Origin of the sequence: Streptomyces sp. NPDC002490 (assembly GCF_040296045.1) — a bacterium.
In the GTDB taxonomy this organism is placed as follows: domain Bacteria; phylum Actinomycetota; class Actinomycetes; order Streptomycetales; family Streptomycetaceae; genus Streptomyces.
Genome location: NZ_JBEOWM010000016.1, coordinates 25,455 through 48,219, shown reverse-complemented (window position 1 = coordinate 48,219; position 22,765 = coordinate 25,455). Strand labels below are relative to the sequence as shown.

The following is a 22,765-nucleotide window of genomic DNA, read 5'->3' as shown; positions in this document are numbered from 1 at the left end:
ACCTGGCCGGCGGGGGTCAGGAAGGTCCTAGAGGATGCGGATTCCGTCGATCCGCACCCCGCCCGGGTGGTTCGGGAAGCTGTAGGTGGTCCACTTCCCGATCGCGGCGTTGGGCTGCCACCTTCCGTCGCCGTGCCACTGGACGACGTTGTTGCCGGTCTTCAGCCACTTCATCCAGTCGACCGGGCTGTTCTGCCACGACCACTGTTCCGACCCGCCGTTGGCCCAGCAGCTGTTCCGATCGCTACCGAAGGGCGCGACGTGCCCGTAGACCTTCGCGAAGTCCTCCCTCGTACCGCAGTCGACGCGGTTGATCGCGGCGGCCTGCGGGACGGAGACTGCGGTGAGTGAGACCGCCGCGACGGTGGCGGTCAGGGCGGACAGTGCCACCCGCTTGACGGATCGGTTCATGGAGTCTTCTCCTTCGTTGTTCTGGGTGTGTTGGCGCGCCGGGCGGCGGTGCGGTCCGGCCGCACCACCCCCCGGCGTCGAGGGGTGAGTGGCCGTGGATCAGGCCGTGGGAGGTGCGGACAGGATGGCTTCGGCCCGGTCGAGCCGCTCCCGGACCTGCCGCTGGTAGCCGGTCAGGACATCGGTGTGGGTGGACACGAGCTGCCGTTGGTAGCCGGTGAGGACGGCGAAGTAGACGCCTGCGAGGTGCGAGGACCGCGTGCAGGATTCGGCGGCCGTGGCGACGGCGATCTCCCTCGGCGTCGCCTTCTCGGCGTTCAGGAAGCCCTCGGCCAGCTTCTCGGGATCGTCGGCCGGGTGGCCGGCCTCACCCATGCAGGCGGCCCAGCGTTCGCGTGCCGCCGTGACCCGGCTGTCCGCGGCCGTCTGTTGGAAGGACCGGCCGAACAGGTCCTGGGCGAGCTTCCAGCCCCGGGTGCCGGCGAGGGACGGGATCTCCTTGCCCGCCTTCTTCCAGCAGGCGTTGTAGTCCTTGAGCTCCCGGCCGGCCGGGGCCTTGGCCGCCGGAACCGGCACCGCGACGTGGAACCCGAGGCGCTCGGCGGTCGCCCTGCCGATGTAGCCCCAGGCACCGGCCGGCCGGACGGCCTCTCTCTCCGCCTTCGTCCTGGTGGTGCTCCGGGGCGTCCGCGGGCTCGGATAGCCCCGGTGCCCCAGGCCCGTCATGCAGCGGGCGACCAGCGCCTCGTTCGTCCGGTACAGCAGGTGGTCGTCCCGCTCGGAGGTGCCGTAGGCGGACAGCGGAAGCTCGATGAGCCCGTCGTACCCGGTGACGGGCGACGGGGGTGCGGAGGCGATGGCCGGCGGAGTCGTCGTCGTGTCCGCGCCCCCGCCGCCCGCAGAGCACCCGGTGGCCACCAGGGCGATGCCCACCACCATGACACATGTCGTGGACACCGCAGATGAGATGGAGGTGCGTCGGCGCGGGCCCTGACGGCTCTCACCGGCCGCGTTGCATTCCCGGTGCGCGTCGCGACCTAACGGTGGTGGGTGCTCGGCGGACATGTCCCTCCCGGCTCGCAACGATTCGGTGTGTCGGTGCCAAGCCTCGTTCGCCCGTACTGCTCACCACCAGATCAGGCCGTGCTCACGAACTGCTCACCGACGCAACCCGGGGCGCTGTCAAGGCAGTTAGTCTGTGGAGGCGAAGGACTACCGAGGGCACGAGAGGCTCCTGGTGAGCACCGCCGGGGCCGTGAGAGGGCGGACAGGTCCCATGCTGGTCAACGCTTCTGGTTCCCCCGCGCGCCTGGCCGACCGCCTGCGCGCCGCCCGCTCGCACGGCTTCGTCGGGCGGGAGAGGGAGGTGGCGTTGTTCAGGAAGTCGCTGAACACGGTCGCGGGTGACCCCGACTCCGCCTCGGTGCTCTTCCTGCACGGTCAGGGCGGCATCGGCAAGTCGACCCTGTTGGAACGCTTCGGGGACGAGGCCACCGAGGCGGGTCGGCCCGTGGTCCACGTCAAGGTGCGCGGCATGCTCCCTTCCCGCAGAGTCCTGGAGGACGCGGCCACCGAGGCGTTGACCCGGCGGCACGGAGTGCTCCTCGTGGACGACTTCGAGCGCTGCCAGGGGCTGGAGGAGTGGTTCCACCAGAAGTTCCTGCCGCAGCTGCCCTTGGGGGTCCTGGTCGTGGTCGCCGGCCGCCAGCCGCCCGGAGTGTGCTGGCGCACCGACCCGGGATGGCGGAAGTCCCTGCGGATCGTCCGCCTCGACGACCTGCCTCCGAGCGACGCGGTCGAACTGCTGCGTGCGGAGGGCGTGCCGGCCGAACTGCACGCCCCGGTGCTCTCGTTCGCCGGCGGCAACCCCGTGGCCCTGAAACTCTCCGCGGAAGTCGCCAAGCGGGACACCGGCCGCCGCGCCATGGTGTGGCGGCCGGACCGGGACGTGATCGCCGCCCTGATCCGGCACCTCGTCGACGACGTGCCGTCGCCGGAACACCGCCAGGCCCTGGAGGTGTGCGCCCACGCACTCGCCACCACCGAGGAACTGCTCGCCCACGCGTTACCCGATGCGGACGCCGGAGAGCTGTTCGACTGGCTGCGTCGGCAGCCGTACATCGACCCCTGTCCGCTCGGTGTCTTCCCGCATGACGTGGTGCGGGAGATCCTCGACGCCGATCTGCGGTGGCGGGATCCCGGCGGCTACGTCGAGTTGCACGGCAGAGTGCGTTCCCATGTGGTCGCCCGGGCTCGCACCGCCACGGGCGCCGACCTCGTGCCGGCCGTGCTCGCCTTCACCCATCTGCAACGGTCCAACGGCTTCGTCTCCCGCTTCCTGACCTGGCGGATCAACGGTGACGTGTACGAGGACTCCCTGCGCGCGGAGGACCACGAGCTGCTCGTGGAGCTGACCCGCGGGGCGGAGGGGGAGGAGTCGGCGGCGATCGTCGGGTTCTGGCTGGCCGAACGGCCCGAGGCGTTCCGGGTGCTGCGGAGTTCCCGCACGGATCGCCCGGCCGCGTTCAGCGCCTGGCTCGAACTCGACGAACCGGACCCACGGCAGCTGAGCGCCGACCCGGTCGTCGCCGCGTGCTGGGAGCACTGTCGCACCACCCTGCCGCTCCGGGAGGGCGAGCACCTGGTGGTGGCCCGCTTCCTCGTTCGCCGGGACGGCGTCCGCGGCCCCTCCCCCGCCATGGACATCATGCTGCACCGGGTGATCGGCGAGCTCTTCCACCTCAAGCAGGTGGGCTGGTCGTACATCGCCCTCTCCGACGGAGATGCGTGGCGGCCGTTCTTCTCCTACCTCGACCAACCGGCCATCGACCCGGCGCCCTCCGTAGACGGCCGGCCCCACACCCTGTTCGCGCACGACTGGCGGGCCGTCTCCGTCGAACAGTGGCTCCGCCCCAGCGGGCGGCGGCTCGACCAGGTGAACCCCGACCCGCGTTCCGGTCAGCGGCCCGGCCCGTCCGCCGAAGAACTGGTGGTGCTCGCCCGTGAGGAGTTCGACGCGGCGGTACGCGACGCGCTCAGGAACGTGCACCAGGCCGACGTGCTGTCCGCGAACGCCCTGGCCCGTACCCGGCTCATGGCACACGCCCCCGGCGCGGACGCCGCCGCACGCATCCGGGGGGTGCTCGGGTCCGCCGTGGAGTCCCTGGCCGCAGGATCGGACGCACCACAGTCCCACCAGGTCCTCCGGGCGACCTATCTCGACGCCCGGCGCAGTCAGGAGGCGGCGGCGGCCCGGTTGGGCATGCCGTACGGCACCTACCGCCGTCGGCTCCAGAAGGCGCTCGCCGAGGTGAGCGAGCGCCTCTGGGCGCGCGAACTCCACGGCCCCGGCCACCTCTGACCGGCGAAGGGCCGGCTCCGTCGCCCGAGCAGGAGGCCACGGACCGCGGCCGGGCGCTCCCCGTCCTCGCGGCCCGGCGCCGCGGTACCGCCCCGGCTTCCCGCCGGTGGTGGGACGGAGGTTGGCGGGTGGGCGTGCGCGAGCCCCGGTCGGGGACCGGGGCTCCGCGGTGGCCATGCTGTTCCCCGGGAGCGGACCCGGTAGTCGTGGGCCTCGGGCCACCGGATCAGAGAGGCGGAATGGCGAAATCGCAGGGGCCGCGCAGTTCGTGATCGGTAGGGTCACCATGACCTTCGGGGCGCCGGGTACGGTCCCGCGCCCCGGCGATGGGGAAGGCATGCCGATGCAGGATGTTCCTTGGGCCATGCAGTTAGTGACCGACCGGCTGCCGGTGTCGCCGCCGTCGTACGCGAGCGTCGAGCTGGACCCGCTGACGCAGCTCGCCCGCTACACCGACGCAGCCGGGCAGGTTGTGGAGATGGGGAAACACGGGACGAGCAAGACGAAGGGGACGGCGTCGATGTCCGGGGGGGGTCCGGGGGCGGCGACGGTCAGGCCCGAAGCCACAGGTTCAGGACGACGTGACGACCGACTTCGAATCGGACTGATCCGGTGGGTCAGGCGGTACTGGTGGTGACATCCCTGGAGGACGTCACCGCGGACCTCGTCATCGAGGAGCTGAACGCCCTGGGCGCCCGGGTCGTGCGGGTCGACCCGGCGGACATCGGTCCCGAGCTGACGTTCGGGGCCGCCCTGGGGCCCCGCGGGTGGGCGGGTTCGTTGACGACGCCGAGTCGCACGGTGGCGCTGGAAGAGATCGGGGCCGTGTATTACCGGCGGCCGGGCCCCTGGCGGATGCCCCTTCTCGCCGGGGCCGACGACCGGACCCGCGCGTTCGCCGCGACGGAGGCGAAACACGGCCTCGGCGGCGTTCTGACGAACATCTCGGGATGCCGGTACGTGAACCATCCGGGGGCCGTCACCCGGGCCGAGTTCAAAACGGCCCAGCTCCAGACGGCCGTGGGACTCGGCCTGGTGGTGCCCCCGACGCTGGTCACCAATAATGTCGCGCGGGCGCACGCTTTCGCCGCTGAGCACGGGCCGGTGGTCTACAAGCCCTTCCGGGGCCTGCCCGTCTCGGACGACGGGCAGGCCGGCGCGATCTGGGCCCAGCGGATCGACCCGGCAACGCTGGACGAGTCCGTCGCCCTAACCGCTCACCTTTTCCAGGCCGAGGTGCCGAAGACGGCGGACGCCCGGATCACAGTGGTGGGGCGGACGACCTTCGCCCAGCGGATCTGCGCCCCCGACGGGGTCCTGGACTGGCGGCGCGGCGACTGGGACGAGCTGGGCCACCAGCCGCTCACCGTTCCGCCCGCGCTCGCCGAGACCCTGATCGCGTACCTGGACACCTTCGGCCTCGCGTTCGGCTGCTTCGACTTCGCCCTCCGGGAGGAACTTGCCCGGGACGCTCCGGAGCGGTTCACGTTCATCGAGTGCAACGCCAACGGACAGTGGGGGTGGCTGCCCGACTCGACCGACATCGCAGTGGCTTTCGCCCGCATCCTGATGGAAGGACCCTGATCATGACCAGCGCAGGCGACACCGAGCGCGAGCGGCGCGCGGAGCGGCTCCGGAGGGAGTTGGCCGCTGTCGTGGTGCGCGATGAGCGGGCTGACGGGTGGTTGTCAGCTGTGGAGGCGGTCCCCCGACACCGGTTCACCCCCGGGTTCTACCTGCCGGCCGAGAAGCCCTCTCCGAGGGGGTTCACCTGGTGGGAGCCGGTCACCGCCGAGTTGGACCCCGAGCGGTGGCTCACCGCTGCCTACACCAACCAGACCCTCGTCACCCAGTTCGACGGTGAGGAGCCGGACTGGGACCACCCCGAGCCCTGCGATGGTGGCAACCCCACCTCGTCGTCCACCCTGCCGTCCCTGGTCCTGCGGATGTGGGAGGACGCGGACATGGCCGAAGGCCAGGACATCCTGGAGATCGGAACGGGCACCGGCTACTCCACCGCGTTGGCCTGTGAACGATACGGGTCCGACGCGATCACCAGCGTGGAGGTCGACAACCACCGGCTCGAACAGGCCGCCGACGCCTTGTACGGCCTCGGCTACGCTCCCGATCTCGCGGTCGCGGACGGCCTGTACGGCTACTGGCCGTCGGCCCCGTTCGACCGGATCGTCGCCGCCTGCTCCGTCCGCACCGTCCCCCGGGTGTGGATCGCTCAGACCCGGCCCGGGGGGAAGATCCTCACGACCCTCGGCGGCTGGCAGTTCGGCTTCGGCCGCACTCTACTCACCGTCCACGACGACGGCGCCGCTAGCGGGCCCCTGCTCCCGGGCAGCGTGTCCTTCATGCTCGCCCGTTCGCACCAGGCTCCCGGCTTCGGGAACCCCACCCACTGGCTCTCGCTCCTGGCCGACGCGAACCCGACCACCACCGGTCACTCCCTCGACTGGTTCACCGCCGCGACCGAGGAAGCGTTCTTCACCCGCTTCCTGATCCAGTCGGCCCTGCCGACCAGCCAGATCACCACGGTCGACGGCGCGACCAGCCTGATCGACATCGCTACCGGATCGGTGGCCGAACTCGTCCCCGAGGGTGATCGACTGCGCGTACGTCAAGCCGGTCCGGTCCGCCTCTGGGACCGCGCCGCGGAAGTCCTCGACGCCCACGAGGCGGCGGGCCGTCCTGGGCCGGAAGCGTTCCGCCTCACCATCGACGCGGCGGGGCAGCATCTCCAGCACCCGGCGATGCCCACTCTTTCCCTGGAGTGATCACGGCGGCTCGCCGGCATCGTGCCCCGGGAGAGGGGACAGACTCGACGCACCGATCCCCGGTCCGGGAGCGTGGGCCGGGGAACGCTCACGTACATCCTCACTGTCAGGCGCTGATGTGCCGGACGAAGCGGGTCCACTGGCCGTGGGGCACGAGGAGGGTTCCGGCGTCGGGGCTCTTGCTGTCCCGGACGGGGACGGTGCCGGTCGCGGTGGCGACGTCGGGGGCCACGATGAGGCAGTGCCCCCCTCCGTTTCCGCTGTAGCTCGAAGCGGTCCAGCGGGCGTGGGCGAGGTCAGGGGTGGTGCTCATCAGGAAGTGCCTCTCTATCCGAAAGACCAACGTGGATGGCAGCTGTTGGGGCTGTTCCCGGGAAGCGGGAGGGGTTGGCTCATAGGGTGAGGCCGGTCCTCTTGGCCATCTCCATCAGCTTCGGTCGTGCCCTCTGGTGGAGGACGAAGAGCACCCGTACGACCTCGCGGGCCATGGGGTGCACCTCGGTCATCTGGGGTGCGATCTGGAAGGCCCTTTCGAGAGCCTCCTCGGTGCCCGGGTAGTTCCTGGTGTCGAGCCGGGCCCGAGCCATGTCGATGTACATGCGGCCCAGACGGTTCGGGGTCAGCGTCGTGGGTGGTCGTTTGAGCAAGGGGTTGGCCATCTCGGCCGCCTTGTTCGGCTTCCCCAACTCGATGTGTGCGGCCAGTTCGTACAGGGCCGTGTTCTCCTGGCCGAAGGTCAGGTTGTGCCGCAACACGTCGTGCGGGATGCCCTCGGCGTGCAGCTTGGCCTTCCGGAGGTGATCGGCGGTGGCCTGCTCGTCCTTCTCCCGGGAGGCCAGGACGACCCCTCGGAGGTGTAGCGATCCCAGATAGACCGACGACCGTGCCGGTGTCCGGTCCGATGCCCTCTCGTACTGGATGACGGCCCTCTCCACGATGGCCAGGCCGTCCTCGTACTGTCCGGCCGACTGGTAGGTGCCGGCCTCGTTCCAGGCCGCGGCGACTTCGGCCTCCGGGTTCCACGTCTGACGGGCGGCCCAAGTCTGACGGGACACGATCATGTCCGCGAGGTCCGGTTGCGCCAACCGGTGCGCCGCCGCGTAGGCGCATCCGTAGACGTCCACGACCTGGGTCCAGGCGCCTGCCTCACCGGAAGCGGCGGACAAGGCGGTGGCGGTGGCCTGGCCCAACAGCTTCGGGAGCATTCCGAGGAGTTCCAGGTAGTTCGTTTCCGCCCGCAGTTGCATGGCTCTGGCCACGTCAGCTGCCAACTGCTCCGGGGCGGGAACGTCCTCCCGCGGAAGGGTGTACCTCCGCACGGCGCTCCGCAGGTCGTTGAGGAGGTCGGCCTGCTCGGACGGGCCGAGGAACGGCTGTCCGTAGATGCGTTGCGTGGGCACACGCATGGCCTTGGCCAGGGCGGCGACGACGGGAGGCGTCACCGGCCGCGTGCCGACCTCGATCTTGCTGAGGTAGGAAACCGAGATTCCGGCCGCCCGAGCCAGCTTGGCCTGTGCGAGGCCACGTGCTTTGCGGAGGACGGCGATGTTCTCGCCGGGTGCGGGGACGCTCTCCATGTCCTTACGGTTCCACGTTCCCCGGTGGGTGATTCGTCGGGAGCGGTTCGGGCTTTCGTCGATGGTGGTGCGACGGTTGCCACGTGAGCGTGCGAGAGCCCCGGTCGGGGACCGGGGCTCCGAGGTGGTTCCGGGTGGGTCAGGCGCTGATGTGCCGGACGAAGCGGGTCCACTGGGGGTGGGGCACGAGGAGGGTTCCGGCGTCGGGGCTCTTGCTGTCCCGGACGGGGACGGTGCCGGAGTGCGCGGCGGTGCTGGGCGCCCATTCCAGGCAATTGCCGCCCTGGGGATTGCTGTAACTGGACTTGAGCCAAATGTCCTGATCCAAGGGCTGGTTGAGGTTCACAACTTCTCCGTGTACGTACGTGACGATGTGGCTGCGGTCGAAGTGAGCGACAGTTGTGCGAGGTCAGACGCCCATGTGATCCACGAAGTGGGCCCACTGAATGGTGGGCAACCGCAGGACGGGGCCGTCGTGCTGCTTGGAGTCCCGTGCTGGGACGGTACCGGAGTGGGCAGTGCCGTCCGGCATCGGTTCCAGGTAGTTGTCACCGTCAGGTTCGCTGTAGTTGGACTTGATCCACCGGATTCGGGCCAAAGTGCTGGGCGGAGTTCACAGCTTCTCCATGTACTTGACGATGAGGTCTGCGCTTTGTTTGGCAGATAGCGCTTCGCCCATCAGGTCAGTGTAGGCGCGCACTGCGGCCTTGACACGCTCAGGATCCTCGATGATTCCCGCTGTGTAGTACGCCTCGACACAGATCACGGGCGCTCGTCGGTTTGGAAGGGTGATGAACGATGCGGAGCTGTCCAAAAGTAGGTGTGCTTCTGCACCGATGGGCAAGATCCGTACGTGTGTGGTGGGGGTGTTGTGCTGATCCAGGAGCGTGCCTAGTTGCTCCCGCATGACCTCTCGCCCGCCGATGAGGCGCATCAGTACGGACTCGCAGAGGATGACGCGGAGGTCCGGGGGTGCAGAGCTTCGCAGAATTTTCTGCCGAGCCAGCCGCTTCCGCACGCTTGCTGCGATCTCCTCCTTGGTTGCCCGAGGGGAGCCCTTCCCCAGGAGCACACCCGCGTACGGCGCGGTCTGCAAGAGGCCAGGCACCACGCTGGAAGACCATTCCCAAATGGAATCCGCCTGCAACTCAAGTTCCATTCTGCGCCGGTAGACGGCGGGGAAGTCGGCTGCGATGCACGCCTCGTAGAGAGCCTTGAACTTCCCGTTCGTGGCGAAGACCTGATCGAACAGTTCGGGAAGCTCCGGCGGGATGGGGCAGTCGGTCGTCTCCAGTCGGCTGATGGTCGACTTGGACGTACGCGTGCGTTTGGCCAACTCCGTCTGAGTTAGGGGTCCGTCTTCGTGGAGTTCCCGGGCGCTCCGGAGTTCTTCGGCGAATCGACGCCGCGGGTGGTCCTGCTCTTCGTCGCTGCTCATCGGCCCCTGCCCATACCGCTGGTCGTAACTGGCCACCGTGTCTCGTGCCTGGTCAGAAGGGCAGGCATATGCCTCGCTTCCCATTGCCCAGATCGAGACGTGAAGCCCTTTCCAGCCTACTAGCGGTGAGTCCATGGTGGGACACGCACGGTGACGTGAAGAAGGGCCGCAGGCACCGGTCGCGCCTGCGGTCTGAAGGCTCCTGGGGCACTGATGTGCCTTTCGCAGGCATCTTGCGGGGCTTCGAAGGCTCCCTCGCCATCGAGGCTTCCGCACCGTTCGGGAATGAGGGTACGTGTCAGGCAAGACGAGAGCGGCGTTGCAACAACTCCGCCGGATGGTCCGCAAGAAGGGTCCGGGCGAAGTGGGCCCGGCTGAACCGGAGCCGGCCGCGCCGGCCGACCCCGTTCCGTACGCGGGCCCCGACGACCGGTCGCACAGCCCCACCATGGAGCGCATCCGGCCCATCGTGGAGGAAGAGAACCGACGGGCTCGATGGGGTGTGTACCGGTGAGGGCGGCGTCCGGCGTGCGGGCCGTGACCGTGGGGGAGGACGTGCTGACCGTCCACGTGCTGGAGATGCGGCGCGAGCCCGACCGCAGGCCCTACGCCTGGCCGATGTGCGGCGCCGGGAAGGACGGCGACGAGACCTGGGAGTGGTTGCGCCGGGTCAACTGCCCGACCTGTCTGCGGCTCGCCTCCGCACCCTGACCCGCACGTCCCGGAGACCCGGCTCCGCCGGGCGTTCGAGCCCCGTCCCCGCGCGCACGCGCCCGGGCGGGGCGTCCACCACAGTGAAGGACACACGACATGCGCAAGTGCACCGCTGCCGCCGAAGTACCCCACCGTGACGTGTTCTTGGCGATACTCGCGGGTCAGGGGAGGGTCAGCACCTCCGACCTGGCGCGGATTCCCCGCAAGCTGCGCTGCGAGTTGGGCCTGTGGCACGAGGGCGAGCACGCCGACCACGTGTGGGACTGGGACCACCGGCCCTCGCACGCGTTGTGGGTGCGCTGGTCCCCGGACGGGGCGGGGACCCGGCTGGAGTCGCTGCCCTGGTGCGAGGTTGCCCGTCTTGGACGGGATGAGGCGTGCACCCTGTACTGGGACCACGCCCGCCACCACTCGTGGGAGCTGCGGGACCCCGAGTACGAATCGCTCGCCCGCTGGCTCAGCACGACCAGGCTCTGCACCGCCCGCCCGGCCTTGGACACCCCGCCACCGGACCGGCCGGCGCTGGGAGGCCCAGCGGCGGCCGGTGCGCCGGGCGAGGGGTGGGCGCCGGGTCGGTGCTGGCTGTACTGCGGGGGCGTGGATCTTCCCGTGACCTGGATCGGTCCCGTCCGAGTCCCCCGGGGCGACACTCCCATGTACGCGTGTGCCGCCTGCACCGGTCGCTTGGCGGCGATCGCCGAGGAGGAGATCGGCCGGGCGGACCGGGAATCCCTGGCAAGTCGCTGACGCGTTCCCGGCGACCCCTCGCCACGGCTGGAATGCGCTCCTCCTGGTGCTGGACGGGGTCGTCCGGAACGTCAAAGAGGGAACGACATGCATGAGAGTGGAGACTTCTGTTGCGCAAGGTGATTGTGAGTCCCCAGCAGGGAAAGTATATCGCCGTCCTCCCTGGGTCTCGAAAGGGGATGACAGTTGGCTCTCGCCGCCCCGGCGAGCGAGGAGAGGGTGGGCTCCCTCGTTCTGGTGGACGACGTGGCCTCTTTGACGGAGGACATCGTTCCCGGTTGCGGTGACGACAACCCGTACAACTGATCAGCGTGCTCTTCGTGTGGGCCTCGCCTCGGTGGGGCCCACGCCGCGTTGAGTGAGAGAGTGGCTTCATGGCGTCTCGCACCACCTTCGAGGAGTTGCCCCCACGCGTCCGGGCGGCTATCGCGTTCCACACGGGTCGGATTCACTGTGCCGACCCGGTGTCTTCGGGGCTCAACAGCCAGCTTGCCGTTCGTCTGCGCTGCGAGGCAGGCGACGTGCATGTGAAGGGTCTTCGATCCGATCACGATAGGGTCTGGACGCAGCGACGCGAGGCCGAGGTGAACCCCTTCCTCAAAGGGATCTCCCCCGAACTCCTCTGGCGGGAGGAAGTGGACGGCTGGGACGTTCTCGGTTTCGATTTCGTTTCCGGTCACCATGCGGATTACCGCCCGAGATCTCAGGACTTGTCGTGCGTGGCGGATCTTCTGACCCGCCTGGGTGAGGTCGAGCTTCCCTCGATCGAATTGCGTGAAGCAGGGCAAAGGCTCGGCAACTATGTGAGCGATCGATCGCAGCTGGAATTGTTCGAGGGTGAATCTCTCCTTCACACGGATCTGAACAATGAGAACGTTCTCGTTCAGGATGGGCACGCCTACCTGGTGGACTGGGCGTGGGCCACGAGGGGGGCGCCCTGGCTCGACGCCGGATACTGGGTGATGTGGCTGCTGGCTGCGGGGAAGCACACGGTGGAGCAGGCGGAGGGGTGGGCGCGGCGCATCCCGTCTTGGGAAGCGGCCACGCCGATGGCCCTGGATGCCTTCGCCTCGGCCAACGCACGGATGTGGAGGGAGATCGGGGGAGCGCAACCCGATGCGTGGACTTCTCGACTCGTGCGGGCATCACGGGACTGGTCCGAATACCGGCAGAAGCTCGTCGAGAAGTGACGTGGTGGGGGCACCTGCTGGAGCCGGCCTCACCGCCGCTCCCGGTGCCCCGTGCACGCGGGGCGGGCGGGGACGGCCCCGCTTCGTCCGATCGGCATCCGCACGTCACACGGGCGCAGCACGCCGTTAACAGCCCTCCCGCACAGTGGAGGTGTCGGCGGGGGCGGGCGCGGCTCCCCGTCCCGGTCCGACAGCGAACGGCGCCCTGCCGGGGAGGTGACGAGCGGCTCCCGGAACCGGTGGGAACGCCATGCACGCAGGGTCCGGTCCCTGAACCGGCCCCGTGTGCCCGCGGGGACCGCCGTCGTCCCGTCCTCCGGTGCCACCGGGGGGCCGGCGGTCCCCGCGCACCGCTGTCCCCGTGGCGTGCGGGTGGCTACGCGGCCCAGTCGGAGGTGCGTCTCCTGCCGTCCCCGGGGCCGTGCCCCTGCTCCTCGCGGCGGGTCCACCGCGACCACAGGGCGCGCAGGGACCAGGGGCCGGCCGAGTGCACGGCATTGACTCCGACGATGCCCAACCAGGTGACGAAGAGGCCGAACTTGCCGCCCTGAGTGCCGCCTATCGCCGACAGGGGGATGGCCAGGATCATGCTGATCATGGCGAAGCCGAAGCGCTCCCCCCAGCGTTCGGCGGAACGATCCGGGCTGCTCCCGCGGGCGACGACCATCTGGTGCTCGGCGAGTTGGCGTCGGACCCGGCGGTCGACCGCGGTGTCGACGCGCTGTTCGATCTTTTCCAGGAACGAGTCCACGAAGGCGGACTCGTACTCCTCGCCCAGGTCCTTGCGGGCCTGGAGGGTGGCGTCGAGTTCCTTCTTGAAGTCGGCATCGCGGGCTTCCATGACGACAAGCCTAGGCAGCGGGTGCCGGCGGCACACTGGGGTAATCCCCCCTCTTGACCTGTGGTTCCCCACCGGGCCGAGGGTGCGGAACGCCACGGGGAGCGCGGCCGTCGTCCCCCTGCCGGCCGCGCTCCCCGTGCGCTCCCTGCGTGCTGTCCGGTCCGGGTGCGGGTCTCGCCCCGGACGGTGGTTCCTCGTGCTCCCGGCACGGTCCTCGGGCCGCGTTCCCCCGCGGCCCGGACCGTCCGGGCGCTCTACACGGTCAGTTGGTGCGAGTCTTCGTGCGTGTAGACGCCCAACTCCTGGGCGCGTGCCCCCAGGGCCACCCGACCGTTCACCTCCCAACGCTTCATCAGGTTGTGCACCCGGCGCTGGACGGTGCGGTGTCCCACGCACAGGCGACGGGCCACGGCCGCGTCGTCGAGGCCCGCGTGCAGCAGGCGGAGAATGCGGATCTCGGTCTCGGTGGCGTCCGGTATGTCGGTCATCGGTGCTCCCCGTAAGGCGATCGGTGGTCAACGATCTCCTCCACTGTAAGAAGCCCGACCCCCTCTCGGCAGGCTCATATTTTTCCTCAAAGGTCAGTAAAGGGGCGGTCTAGCTGGCGTAATTGCGCCAGTGTGCATCCCGGTGGTCGACAACGACCGTCTTCCGGGGGATCGGCCCCCGCGCGGACGGCGGTCGGCACGGCCGACGGCTCGCTCGCCGCGGCTCGCCCCCCGCGGGTCGGCGTTCCGGCCGGGGGCGTTCTGGCCGGGCGATCCGCCCGAGGGACGCTCCTGCGCGGTGCGACCTGGTGCGGCTGCCCTCGTCAGTCACGCTCGCCCGCCCTGACCAGGCCCGCCTCGTACGCGGCGATCACCGCCTGGGCCCGGTCGCGGACCCGGAGCTTCGCGAAGAGCGCGGTGATGTGGTTCTTCACCGTCGACGGGCTGACGGCCATCTCCGCGGCGATGCCGGTGTTGTTCAGGCCGGTGGCGATCAGCCGCCACACCTCCCGTTCGCGCGGCGTCAGCTCGTCCGGGACGCCCGCGGGGTCGGCCCCGGCGGCGGGCCGCGCCGGGCGTTGCGGGGCCGTCACGTACGAGGAGAGGAGACGGGTCAGCAGGCGCGGGGCGACCACCGCCTCGCCGGTGTGGACCACGCGCAGCGCGGTGACGAGTTCCTCGGGCGAGACGTCCTTGGGCAGGAAGCCGCAGGCGCCCGCGCGCAGCGCGGCGACCACGTGCTCGTCCAGGTCGAAGGTGCTCAGCGCCAGCACCCGGCAGTCCGGCACCTCCCGGGTGAGCCGTTCCGTCGCGGCGATGCCGTCCAGGACCGGCATGCGGATGTCCATGACGGCGACGTCGGGCCGCAGCCGCCGCGCAAGTTCCACGGCCTGGGCGCCGTCGGCCGCCTCGCCGACGACCTCGACGGTGGGTTCGGGCCCGAGCATGAGCACCAGGCCGTGGCGGACCAGGAGTTGGTCGTCGACGACGAGCACGCGGATGGGGGCGGGCTCCGCCGCGGCCGTCGCGTCCGCCCCGTTCGTGCCGTCCGTGGTCCCGCTCACCGCAGTGCTCCCGCTTCCTCCGACAGCGGCAGCCGGGCCGTGACCCGGTAGCCCGGTCCCTCGCGCCGGCCCGCCTCCAGGGACCCGCCGTGCAGCGCGACGCGTTCGCGCATGCCGATCAGGCCGTAGCCGGAGCCGGGTGCGGAACCGAGGCCGCCGGCCGTCCCCTCCCCGTCGTCCAGGACGTCCACCGTCGTCCCGTGCTCCCCGTACGTGAGGCGCACCCGCGCACGGGCGTCGCTCCCCGCGTACTTGCGGGTGTTGGTCAGCGCCTCCTGCACGACGCGGAACACCGTCAACTGCATGCCGGCCGGCAGCGGCCGGCGCTCTCCCCGCACCTCGAACTCCGTGGGCAGGCCCGCCGCGCACGACTCGGCGACGATCCGCTCCAGGTCGGCGATGCCGGGCTGCGGCGCGGTCGACTCCTCCCGGGCGTCGTTGGCCCGCAGCACGTCGAGGAGTTGCCGCAGTTCGTGCAGGGCCGTGCGCCCCAGGCCCTCCAGGGTGACGAGGGCGTCCCGCGCGACCTCCGGGTTCCGATCGAGGTTGGCACGGGCACCGCCCGCCATCAGCTGCATCGTGGTGACGTGGTGGGCGACGATGTCGTGCATCTCGCGGGCGATGCGGCGGCGTTCGTCGGCCAGGGCCCGCTCGGCGAGCAGCCTGCGGTGCGCCTCGACCTCCCGCTGCCAGCGGTTCATCACCAGTCCGGCGACGACCACGAAGAGCACGGCCGCACAGTTCCCGGTCAGCTTCAGGACGGAACCCTGGGACCAGGGCTCCCGCACGGCCAGCGGCAAGGCCACGCTCACCAGCGCCGCCGGCACGTAGACGGCGGGCCCCCGGGCGCGGACGACGGAGTAGAGGGCGACGACCACGGCGGCGTTGAAGCCCTGGCCCACCGGCCAGCTCAGATGGACCACGAGCCCGACGGCCAGGACGGCGGCGAGGGTGAGCAGCGGTGCCCGCCGCCGGGCGAGGAGCGTCAGCGCGGACACCGTCATCAGCAGGCAGCCGGCCACCGGGACGAAGCCCTGGACGTCCTGACTGGTGAGGGTGAAGCCGATCAGGTCGAGGGCCGCCGCGCCGACCGCGACGAGGGCGTCGTCGCGGGTCCAGGGCAGGGCGTCGCCGAGGGGCGCTCGGTCGCGCCGTGCGGCGGGCGCGGTGCGGGTCGTGGGCATCGTGTTCCTTCCTCAGCCACCTCGACGTCCATTCTCCCCGGGCTCCGGCCCGGGGCATGGGGCCCGAGGACGATCCCGGACCGGGAGCAGGGTCCTGGTCGGGGGCCGCGCGGCACCGTGCTCCCGCCCGCCATCTCGTTCCCGGCCCGGAGGATCCGGCGCCTCGGCGCTGATGTGCTGGAGGCAGCCGGAAGGTCCCGGCGACCCCACCCCCTTCTCCACCCTGCCGGAGGCAAGCCGTGATCCGTGCCCTGACCGGGTTCTCCACCCGCCATCCCTGGAAGGTCATCGCCCTGTGGTCGGTGATCGGGATGCTCCTCACCGTGGTCGCCGGAGCGCTGATGCCCCGTGCGTCGCAGGCGTCCAGCGGCGAGCTCCTGCCGAAGAGCTACGACTCGGCCGCAGCCCTCCGGGTCGCCGAGGAGAGGTTCGGCGTGGCGTCCGACGCCAGCGCCCTCACCGTCCTGGTCGGCAGGCCCGACGGGAAGCCGTTGACGGGAACCGACCAGAAGCACGTGGCCTCCGTCGCGAAGGAGCTCGGCAGCCGTCGGGTGACCATGCCGGACCCGCAGGACACCGCGACGACGGCCGACGACCAGATCCCGTTCCTGGCCACGGACTACTCGCAGACGCCCGAGGTCAGCGTGGGCATGACCGCCCCGGACCGCACCTTCGCCCTGCTGTCGGTGCGTCTGGAGGGCAACACCGTCGACACCGGCATGCACAACCTGTTCCGGGCCTTCCGCGAGCAGGCCGAGGGCGCCTTCGCCGACGTGGACCTGCGGACCGGGTTCACCGGCGGCCTCGCCGACCAGGTCGACACCCGCGACGCCGAGGAGACCACCCAGCGCGTCGTCGGCCTGCTGATGCTGGGCCTGATCGTGCTGGTGAACGTGCTGGTGTTCCGCAGCCTGTGCGCCGCGTTCATCCCGCTGCTCGCGGTCGTGGTCGTCGGGGGCGCGGCGACCGGCGTCATCGTCGTCGGCGCCCTGCTCACCGGCATCAAGCTGGACGCCTCCACGCCCAGCATGATCGGCGTCGTCCTCATCGGCATCGGCGTCGACTACTTCCTGTTCCTGCTCTTCCGCTTCCGCGAGCTGCTGCGAGAACGCCCCGACGCGCCCCCGCGCGCCGTCGCCGCCGAGGTCGGCTCCCGCGTCGGCACCGCCGTCACCTCCGCCGCCCTCACCATCGTGGCCGCCTTCGCCACCCTGGGCATCGCGACCTACGGAGGGTTCCGGGTGCTCGGCCCCGCCGTGGCCGTGGCCGTGCTCGTGATGCTCGTGGCCAGCCTCACGCTGATGCCCGCCCTGCTCGCGGTCACCGGCCGCCGCATGTTCTGGCCCTCCCGCGCCCTGAAGCGCACCCCGCGCCCCGGGCTCGCCGGGCGGACCGGCGACCTCGTCGCCCGTGCGCCGCTGACCTCGTTCCTCGCCTCCGTCGCCCTGCTCGGCGCGCTCGCCATGGGTATGACCGGCATGCACATGGACTTCGGCCAGGGCGGCACCCCGCACGAGACCCGGTCCGCCACCACCGCCGCCGAGATCGCCCGCGCCCTCCCGGCCGGCGTGTCCGACCCGGCCACGGTCTACGTCACCGCCTCCGCGGGCGACCGCGTCACCACCACGTCACTGGGCGGACTCTCCCGGGAGCTGGCCCGCGTCGAGGGCGTCGGCTCGGTGGCCGCCCCGGTCCTCAACGCGCAGCGCGACGCCGCCCGCATCGACCTCCACCTGACGGCCGACTCCCAGACACAAGCCGCTCGCGACCTGGTCTCGGGGCCGGTGCGCGACACCGTCGCCGCCCACACCCCGCAGGGCCTGCGGGCCCATGTCGGCGGCACGGCGGCGATCTTCGCGGACATCTCCAGCGCCGTCGACGAGGACCTGAAGACCGTCTTCCCGGTGGCGGCCGGCCTGATCGCGCTGATCCTGCTGGTGCTGCTGCGCAGCCTGCTCGCCCCGGTCGTGCTGCTGCTCTCCGTGGGCCTGTGCTTCGCCGCCACGCTCGGCTCCGCGACCCTCGTCTTCCAACACGCGCTCGACGAGCCCGGCGTCAACTTCGTCCTGCCGCTCGTGCTCTTCCTCTTCGTCGTCGCGATCGGCACCGACTACAACATCCTGATCAGCGACCGCATCCGCGAGGAGATGGAGGGCCCGCGCACGGCCCGCGCCGCCGTCGCCCGGGCCGTGCGCCACACCGCACCGGCCATCGCCACCGCGGGCATCGTCCTCGCCGCCTCCTTCGGCAGCCTCGCCATCGGCTCGAACGCCTCCACCCAGCAGATCGGCTTCGCGACGGGACTCGGGATCCTGCTGTCCGCGTTCGTCCTGTCGATCGTGCTGGTCCCGGCGGCGGCAGCGCTGCTCGGCCGGGGCATCTGGTGGCCGGTGCGCCCCGGCGGGCGCCGCGGCCCTGGCCGGCGCCCGGAGCCCGCCGCACCCGTGCCCGGCACGGCCGACCACCGTGCGGAATCCCCCGCGAACACCGGCTGACCCACCCCTGGCCCGGCCCGACCGACCACGGCCCGAAACCGACCCGGCAACCGGCCGGCGTCCTACCCGACACAAGGGAGCAACCCATGTCCGCATCCCCCCGCACCGCCTTCCGAGCGGCCGCGCTGACCGTGCTCGCCGCCCTCACCGCTGGCCTCGTCACCAGCACCCCCGCGGCCTTCGCGGCGAGTCCCGCCCGCACCCCCGACCCCGTGCAGCGGGAGCTGGACGCCCTGGTCCGCGGCGGCGGTGCGCCCGGCGCGCTGGCCGGGACCGTGCGGGCCGACGGCACGGTACGGCACCACACCGCGGGCGTCGGCGACCTGGCCACCGGTGCCAAGGTGCCCCGCGACGGCTCGATCCGGATCGGCAGCAACACCAAGGCGTTCACGGCGACGGTCGTGCTGCAACTGGTCGGCGAGGGCCGGGTCGGCCTCGACGAGCCGGTGGACGCGTACCTCCCCGGGCTGCTGCGCGGTGAGGGCGTCGACGGCCGGAGGATCACGGTCCGTCAGCTCCTCCAGCACACCAGCGGACTCCCCGAGTACCTGGACAAGCAGGCGGCGCTCACCGATCCGCGCCGCTACTACGAGCCCCGCGAACTCGTCGACCGCGCCCTCGCCCGCCCGGCCGAGTTCGCGCCCGGGACCACGTGGTCGTACAGCAACACCAACTACGTCGTCGCCGGACTGCTCGTGCAGAAGGTGACGGGACGTCCGCTGGGCGAGGAGATCGAGAAGCGGATCACCGACCGCATCGGGCTGCGCCGCACCTACCTCCCGGCGCCCGGCGACCTGTCGATCCGGGGCAAGCACCCGCACGGCTACCAGAAGCTCGCCGAGGACGGCCCCTGGCGGGACTTCACCGAGATGGACCCCTCCTGGGGCTGGGCGGCGGGCGCCATGGTCTCCACCAACAGCGAGCTCAACCGCTTCTACCGGGCGCTCTTCTCCGGCCGCCTCCTCGCTCCGGCCCAACTCGCCGAGATGCGCACGACGGTCCCCACCGACGCCGAGGGGGCCCGCTACGGCCTGGGCGTCCTGAGCACCGCGCTGAGCTGCGGCGGCCGCTCCTGGGGCCACGGCGGCGGCATCCCCGGCTTCAGCACCTACGGCGGCGTCACCGCGGACGGCCGCGCGGTGAACGTCACGCTCACCACCATCCCGGACGGCCCCACGATCGCACGGGCCGGAGCGCTCGTGGACCGGGCCCTGTGCCGCTGACCCCCTCGGCCGCGCGGCCGCGGACGTTACGCGGTACACCACCCCTACGTCCCCTCCCGGAGAGAAAGAGGGACGCACGTCTCCGCTGCTGGTCTACACGAGGGTGAGGTGGAGGGCGAAGGCACCGAGGGCCTCCTTCTCCGGCGGGTAGATGTCACGGATCGCGGCGACGAGTTGGTCATGGGTCATGCCCGGTCCGCCGATCGCGGCGGGCTCTTCGGCGTCCAGCATGGCGGCGAACGAGTCGTACTCCCGGACGGCCGAGATGCGGGTGGTCAGCGTCTCGTGTGCACAGGCGATGGTCAGGGTGTCCCCGGCGGCCATCTTTCGGATTTTCGGGTATCCGACGCGGACCTCGATGGTCTTCGCGCCGGCCGCGATCAGGTCGAAGTACGACTTGCGGATGCTGAGGGAGTGCTCGGCCCTCTGTTGGTCGCCGGTCACTTCTCGTCTCCTTCGGGCTCAGGCTCCGGTGGTTGTGGGCAGGCCCGTACGGGCGGTTGCGTCGGTGGCGGCCAGCCGTTCGCACAGGCCCTCGACTGCTGCCTGGCCGGGATAGCGGCGGGTGAGGTACGAGGTGAGGTCGCCAGCCCGGTGGCGTACGGAGTCGACGACGCGGGCAGAGCCGAGGGCCTGGTGGCCGAGGGCGACGGCGTCGTCGGGGTCGCCGAGGAGAGCATGGGCGAGGGCCATGTCGATGCGGGCGATGGCCTCCCGGCTGGGGGACCTCGATGCCGCAGGGGCTGCCTCGTAGGTCGCCAGGGCCTGTTCGGCGTGTCGGCGGGCTTCCTCGGCCTGGCCGAGCCAGATGAACGAGGTCGCCGGGTAGGAGGTGAGGGCGTAGTCGGCCAGCGGCAGCACGTCCATGCCGAAGCGGCGGGGCGAGCGGGGCGGCAGGAGCCGGTGGGCGTCCTGGGCTGCTCGGTAGGCGGTGGTGAAGCCGTCCGCATCGCCGTCGGCGGCGGCCGCGCGGGCGGCCTGGGCGTGCAGGCGTACGGTCAGCGGATGGGTGGCCGGGGTCTCGACGAGGCCCTTGAGGGCGGCGTCGCGGGCCTTGCCGGGCCGTTGCTCGTACAGGTTGATGGAAGCGGAGGCGTCCATGGCCCACGCGCACAGCTGGCCGTGTCCGGCCTGCTGGCCGTGGACGAAGGCGTCGGTCGCGAACGCCAGGCCGGTACGGGCGTCGCCGAGGTCGTGTGCGAGCCAGGCCAGGAGCTCGGACAGCCAGCCTGCGAACCCCAGCAGTTCGCGTTTCTGACGGTGGGTGTGCCGGCCTTTGAGGAGGGCATCGACCTTGCGCCGGTAGTCCATCACCGCGTCGAAGACGGCCCGGGGCGGCTTGAGCGAGTACGCCCGGTTGAACTCGGTGACCGCGAGGTCGAGGTGGTCCAGGGTTACCGAGCCGAGCGAGGTCGCCTCGGCCTGCCGGGTGAACTCCATGGCCTCGGCCGCGGCCTGTTGCAGGATCTGGGCTGCGGCGGCGGGGGAGGCCACGGCCAGTCCGGCGAGCTTGACCGCGTCTCGACGCTTCGTTGCCCCCACCTCCGTGCCGGCCTGCGGACCGGCACCTGCGCCGACCGCTGTCCCTTGGAGAAGTGTTCCATCCGGGCCGTCCCCGTTCCCAAGCGGATCGGCATCGTCCTGGGCAGGGGCGGGGGAGTAGTCGCGGGCGAAGCCCAGCTCGACGGGGTTGGTGGCCAGCAGGCGGCACAGCAGGTCCTGGTAGTCGGGGCTGGGCAGGCCGCCGGCCTCCCAGTCCTTCCAGGACCGTTCGGACAGTCCCACCTTGGCCAGGTTCTCGTCCTCGACGAACTGGTGGGCGGCGGCGACGGCCTGGACGACGGTCCACCCCACCGCGAGGCGGCGGCACTTGAGTCGGCGGTGGCCGCAGTGGTCCTCGATCTGGGCCGCGATCCGCGCGATGAGGACCTGCGGCACCGGGTCGGGGGAGCCGGCCTCGCCCAGGGCCCGTTCACGTAAGGCTTTGCCGCACGAGATGTCGTGGACCACTTGGGTCTGCGGCTTCGCCTGGGATCTCACTGGTCGCCTCCCCCGCGAGCACGATGCGGGCGCCGGTTGCGCCGCCGGTGCTGGCCAACGGTTGCTTGCCTGACCCGGCAGGGGATCAAACCACCTGGCGAAGGCGGGTTCGCCGCCCGCAGGGTGCGGCCGTACCGCCCACGAGGGGCGGTCACCTCGCACTACCTGCGACGACGCGGGCAGATCACTCTGAATCCCGGCGCCGCGTCCGGCCGACGGACCCTTCGACATAGGCCGGCTCCCCTTCGGCGGTTGCGTCAGGGGCATCCGGCCGGACGCGCCGCGCCCTCCACCCCGTCCACATGCCCCAGGCCCCGGCCCGGGCGAAAGACCGAGAGGGATTCCATGGAAGACGCACAACCGGCCGCAGCCCTGGCCGGGCAGATCGTCCAGCTCGACCGTCTGGACGGTTCGCTGATCGAGCGAATGCGGCACGAGGCCCTGACCGCCCCGGCGCCCTGGAAGGCCGAGTACGGCGACTTCCAGTCCGGCGGCTGGTGGACCACATCGCTGATGAACGCCTCCGGCGACGCCGCCGACGTCAGGATCGCCGACGGCGCTGCCCGCCCCACCGCCCTGCTGGAGCACATGCCCGCCACCGCCGGCCTGCTGGCCGAACTGGGCCTGAACTACATGTGGGTGCGGCTCGCCAGGCTGGAGCCGAACGCCTTTCTGTGGGAGCACCGCGACTACGACGAGCTTGACCAGGTCGAACGCCACCGCCTGCACATCGCACTGCACACCAACTCCTCCGCGTTCCTGGTCACCGGTGGCACCAAGGTCCACATGGACGGTGGGCGGATCTGGCGGCTGACCCCGACCTACGCGCACGGGGTCTGCAACCTGCTCGGCCCGGACAGGATCCACCTGATCGCGGACGTCTACGCCGATGACGCCTACACCCGCCTCGCCCGGAACGCGGACGAGGCGACCAAGGCAGAGCGTCTGCCGTCCGCGTCGGAAACGGAGCTGGCCGAGCGATTCGCCGCCGCCCGGCGCCTGGCCGACCTCGGGTACGTGGAGGCCGCCGAACGACTGCTACTGCGGATGTTCTACTCCTACGCCCTCCCCGAGGGCACCGCCTACGACCTGATCGCCGGCCTGCACACCGCGCTCGGCGACCGCGAGGCCAACCGCCGCTGGACGTCCGCGAAGTCCAAGCTCCTCGCTCTCGTCCCGTGACGCCGCCCGCACCTGTCCGCGCCACCA

Annotated in this window: 23 protein-coding genes; 10 read left to right on the top strand and 13 right to left on the bottom strand. The window is 71.1% G+C overall.

Annotated features, from left to right (window positions below; genetic code table 11):
- Positions 1–27: 27 nt before the first annotated feature.
- Positions 28–411 (bottom strand): beta/gamma crystallin domain-containing protein, encoded by a 384-nt coding sequence (locus ABT092_RS12860; RefSeq protein WP_351242939.1) that lies wholly within the window; start codon positions 409–411, stop codon positions 28–30.
- 99 nt (positions 412–510) lie between these two features.
- Positions 511–1,368, bottom strand: coding sequence for a hypothetical protein (locus tag ABT092_RS12855; RefSeq protein WP_351242937.1), 858 nt, complete (start codon positions 1,366–1,368; stop codon positions 511–513).
- A 319-nt stretch (positions 1,369–1,687) separates the two neighbouring features.
- On the opposite strand from ABT092_RS12855, the gene ABT092_RS12850 reads away from it, so the two are divergent.
- The 4 genes from ABT092_RS12850 (at position 1,688) to tgmC (ending at position 6,555) form a co-directional block, all read left to right on the top strand.
- Positions 1,688–3,772 (top strand): AAA family ATPase, encoded by a 2,085-nt coding sequence (locus tag ABT092_RS12850; protein WP_351242935.1) that lies wholly within the window; start codon positions 1,688–1,690, stop codon positions 3,770–3,772.
- Positions 3,773–3,947: 175 nt separating this feature from the next.
- Positions 3,948–4,409, top strand: a complete 462-nt coding sequence (locus tag ABT092_RS31015; protein ID WP_502968435.1) for a putative ATP-grasp-modified RiPP — start codon at positions 3,948–3,950, stop codon at positions 4,407–4,409.
- Positions 4,403–5,356, top strand: coding sequence for an MvdC/MvdD family ATP grasp protein (locus tag ABT092_RS12840; protein ID WP_351242933.1), 954 nt, complete (start codon positions 4,403–4,405; stop codon positions 5,354–5,356). Before ABT092_RS31015 ends, ABT092_RS12840 begins: the two co-directional genes overlap by 7 nt.
- Before the next feature lie 2 nt (positions 5,357–5,358).
- Positions 5,359–6,555 carry an ATP-grasp peptide maturase system methyltransferase gene (gene tgmC, locus ABT092_RS12835; protein WP_351242931.1) on the top strand — a complete coding sequence of 399 codons (1,197 nt, stop codon included), beginning with the start codon at positions 5,359–5,361 and terminating at the stop codon, positions 6,553–6,555.
- A 106-nt stretch (positions 6,556–6,661) separates the two neighbouring features.
- Here tgmC and ABT092_RS12830 read toward each other — a convergent pair whose 3' ends face one another.
- The 5 genes from ABT092_RS12830 to ABT092_RS12810 all read right to left on the bottom strand — a co-directional run bounded on the left by ABT092_RS12830 (position 6,662) and on the right by ABT092_RS12810 (position 9,570).
- Positions 6,662–6,868: a DUF397 domain-containing protein gene (locus ABT092_RS12830; protein WP_351242929.1), complete on the bottom strand. Its 207-nt coding sequence runs from the start codon at positions 6,866–6,868 to the stop codon at positions 6,662–6,664.
- Between the two features lie 79 nt (positions 6,869–6,947).
- Complete coding sequence (locus ABT092_RS12825; RefSeq protein ID WP_351242927.1) at positions 6,948–8,132, bottom strand: helix-turn-helix domain-containing protein; 1,185 nt, start codon at positions 8,130–8,132, stop codon at positions 6,948–6,950.
- Between the two features lie 139 nt (positions 8,133–8,271).
- Positions 8,272–8,478 carry a DUF397 domain-containing protein gene (locus tag ABT092_RS12820; RefSeq protein WP_351242925.1) on the bottom strand — a complete coding sequence of 69 codons (207 nt, stop codon included), beginning with the start codon at positions 8,476–8,478 and terminating at the stop codon, positions 8,272–8,274.
- Positions 8,479–8,541: 63 nt separating this feature from the next.
- Positions 8,542–8,730 carry a DUF397 domain-containing protein gene (locus ABT092_RS12815; RefSeq protein WP_351242923.1) on the bottom strand — a complete coding sequence of 63 codons (189 nt, stop codon included), beginning with the start codon at positions 8,728–8,730 and terminating at the stop codon, positions 8,542–8,544.
- Positions 8,731–8,745: 15 nt separating this feature from the next.
- Positions 8,746–9,570: a helix-turn-helix domain-containing protein gene (locus ABT092_RS12810; RefSeq protein WP_351242921.1), complete on the bottom strand. Its 825-nt coding sequence runs from the start codon at positions 9,568–9,570 to the stop codon at positions 8,746–8,748.
- 510 nt (positions 9,571–10,080) lie between these two features.
- On the opposite strand from ABT092_RS12810, the gene ABT092_RS12805 reads away from it, so the two are divergent.
- The 3 genes from ABT092_RS12805 (at position 10,081) to ABT092_RS12795 (ending at position 12,221) form a co-directional block, all read left to right on the top strand.
- The gene (locus tag ABT092_RS12805) at positions 10,081–10,281 is read left to right on the top strand and encodes a hypothetical protein (protein ID WP_351242920.1); all 201 of its coding nucleotides are present in this window, start codon (positions 10,081–10,083) and stop codon (positions 10,279–10,281) included.
- Positions 10,282–10,380: 99 nt separating this feature from the next.
- Positions 10,381–11,031 carry a hypothetical protein gene (locus tag ABT092_RS12800; protein WP_351242918.1) on the top strand — a complete coding sequence of 217 codons (651 nt, stop codon included), beginning with the start codon at positions 10,381–10,383 and terminating at the stop codon, positions 11,029–11,031.
- A gap of 374 nt (positions 11,032–11,405) precedes the next feature.
- Positions 11,406–12,221: a phosphotransferase family protein gene (locus ABT092_RS12795; protein WP_351242916.1), complete on the top strand. Its 816-nt coding sequence runs from the start codon at positions 11,406–11,408 to the stop codon at positions 12,219–12,221.
- A 376-nt stretch (positions 12,222–12,597) separates the two neighbouring features.
- Here ABT092_RS12795 and ABT092_RS12790 read toward each other — a convergent pair whose 3' ends face one another.
- The 4 genes from ABT092_RS12790 to ABT092_RS12775 form a co-directional block, all read right to left on the bottom strand.
- Positions 12,598–13,062: a hypothetical protein gene (locus ABT092_RS12790; protein ID WP_351242914.1), complete on the bottom strand. Its 465-nt coding sequence runs from the start codon at positions 13,060–13,062 to the stop codon at positions 12,598–12,600.
- A 254-nt stretch (positions 13,063–13,316) separates the two neighbouring features.
- On the bottom strand, positions 13,317–13,550 hold the full coding sequence (locus ABT092_RS12785; protein ID WP_351242912.1) for a LuxR C-terminal-related transcriptional regulator: 234 nt from the start codon (positions 13,548–13,550) through the stop codon (positions 13,317–13,319).
- A 323-nt stretch (positions 13,551–13,873) separates the two neighbouring features.
- Positions 13,874–14,614, bottom strand: a complete 741-nt coding sequence (locus tag ABT092_RS12780; RefSeq protein ID WP_351242910.1) for a response regulator — start codon at positions 14,612–14,614, stop codon at positions 13,874–13,876.
- A complete protein-coding gene (locus ABT092_RS12775; protein ID WP_351242908.1) occupies positions 14,611–15,798 on the bottom strand; it encodes a sensor histidine kinase in 1,188 nt (395 codons plus the stop codon). The genes ABT092_RS12780 and ABT092_RS12775 overlap by 4 nt, the downstream gene beginning before the upstream one ends.
- Positions 15,799–16,037: 239 nt before the next feature.
- Between ABT092_RS12775 and ABT092_RS12770 the strand changes: the two genes are divergently transcribed.
- Together ABT092_RS12770 and ABT092_RS12765 are read left to right on the top strand one after the other, a co-directional pair.
- Positions 16,038–18,293: an MMPL family transporter gene (locus tag ABT092_RS12770; RefSeq protein ID WP_351242905.1), complete on the top strand. Its 2,256-nt coding sequence runs from the start codon at positions 16,038–16,040 to the stop codon at positions 18,291–18,293.
- Between the two features lie 86 nt (positions 18,294–18,379).
- Positions 18,380–19,516, top strand: a complete 1,137-nt coding sequence (locus tag ABT092_RS12765; protein ID WP_351242903.1) for a serine hydrolase domain-containing protein — start codon at positions 18,380–18,382, stop codon at positions 19,514–19,516.
- Between the two features lie 93 nt (positions 19,517–19,609).
- On the opposite strand, the gene ABT092_RS12760 is transcribed toward ABT092_RS12765, so the two are convergent.
- Both ABT092_RS12760 and ABT092_RS12755 read right to left on the bottom strand, forming a co-directional pair.
- On the bottom strand, positions 19,610–19,960 hold the full coding sequence (locus ABT092_RS12760) for an ASCH domain-containing protein (protein WP_351242901.1): 351 nt from the start codon (positions 19,958–19,960) through the stop codon (positions 19,610–19,612).
- Positions 19,961–19,978: 18 nt separating this feature from the next.
- A complete protein-coding gene (locus ABT092_RS12755; protein ID WP_351242899.1) occupies positions 19,979–21,556 on the bottom strand; it encodes a tetratricopeptide repeat protein in 1,578 nt (525 codons plus the stop codon).
- Between the two features lie 345 nt (positions 21,557–21,901).
- Between ABT092_RS12755 and ABT092_RS12750 the strand changes: the two genes are divergently transcribed.
- Complete coding sequence (locus ABT092_RS12750) at positions 21,902–22,738, top strand: aspartyl/asparaginyl beta-hydroxylase domain-containing protein (protein ID WP_351242897.1); 837 nt, start codon at positions 21,902–21,904, stop codon at positions 22,736–22,738.
- The last annotated feature ends 27 nt before the right edge of the window (positions 22,739–22,765 follow it).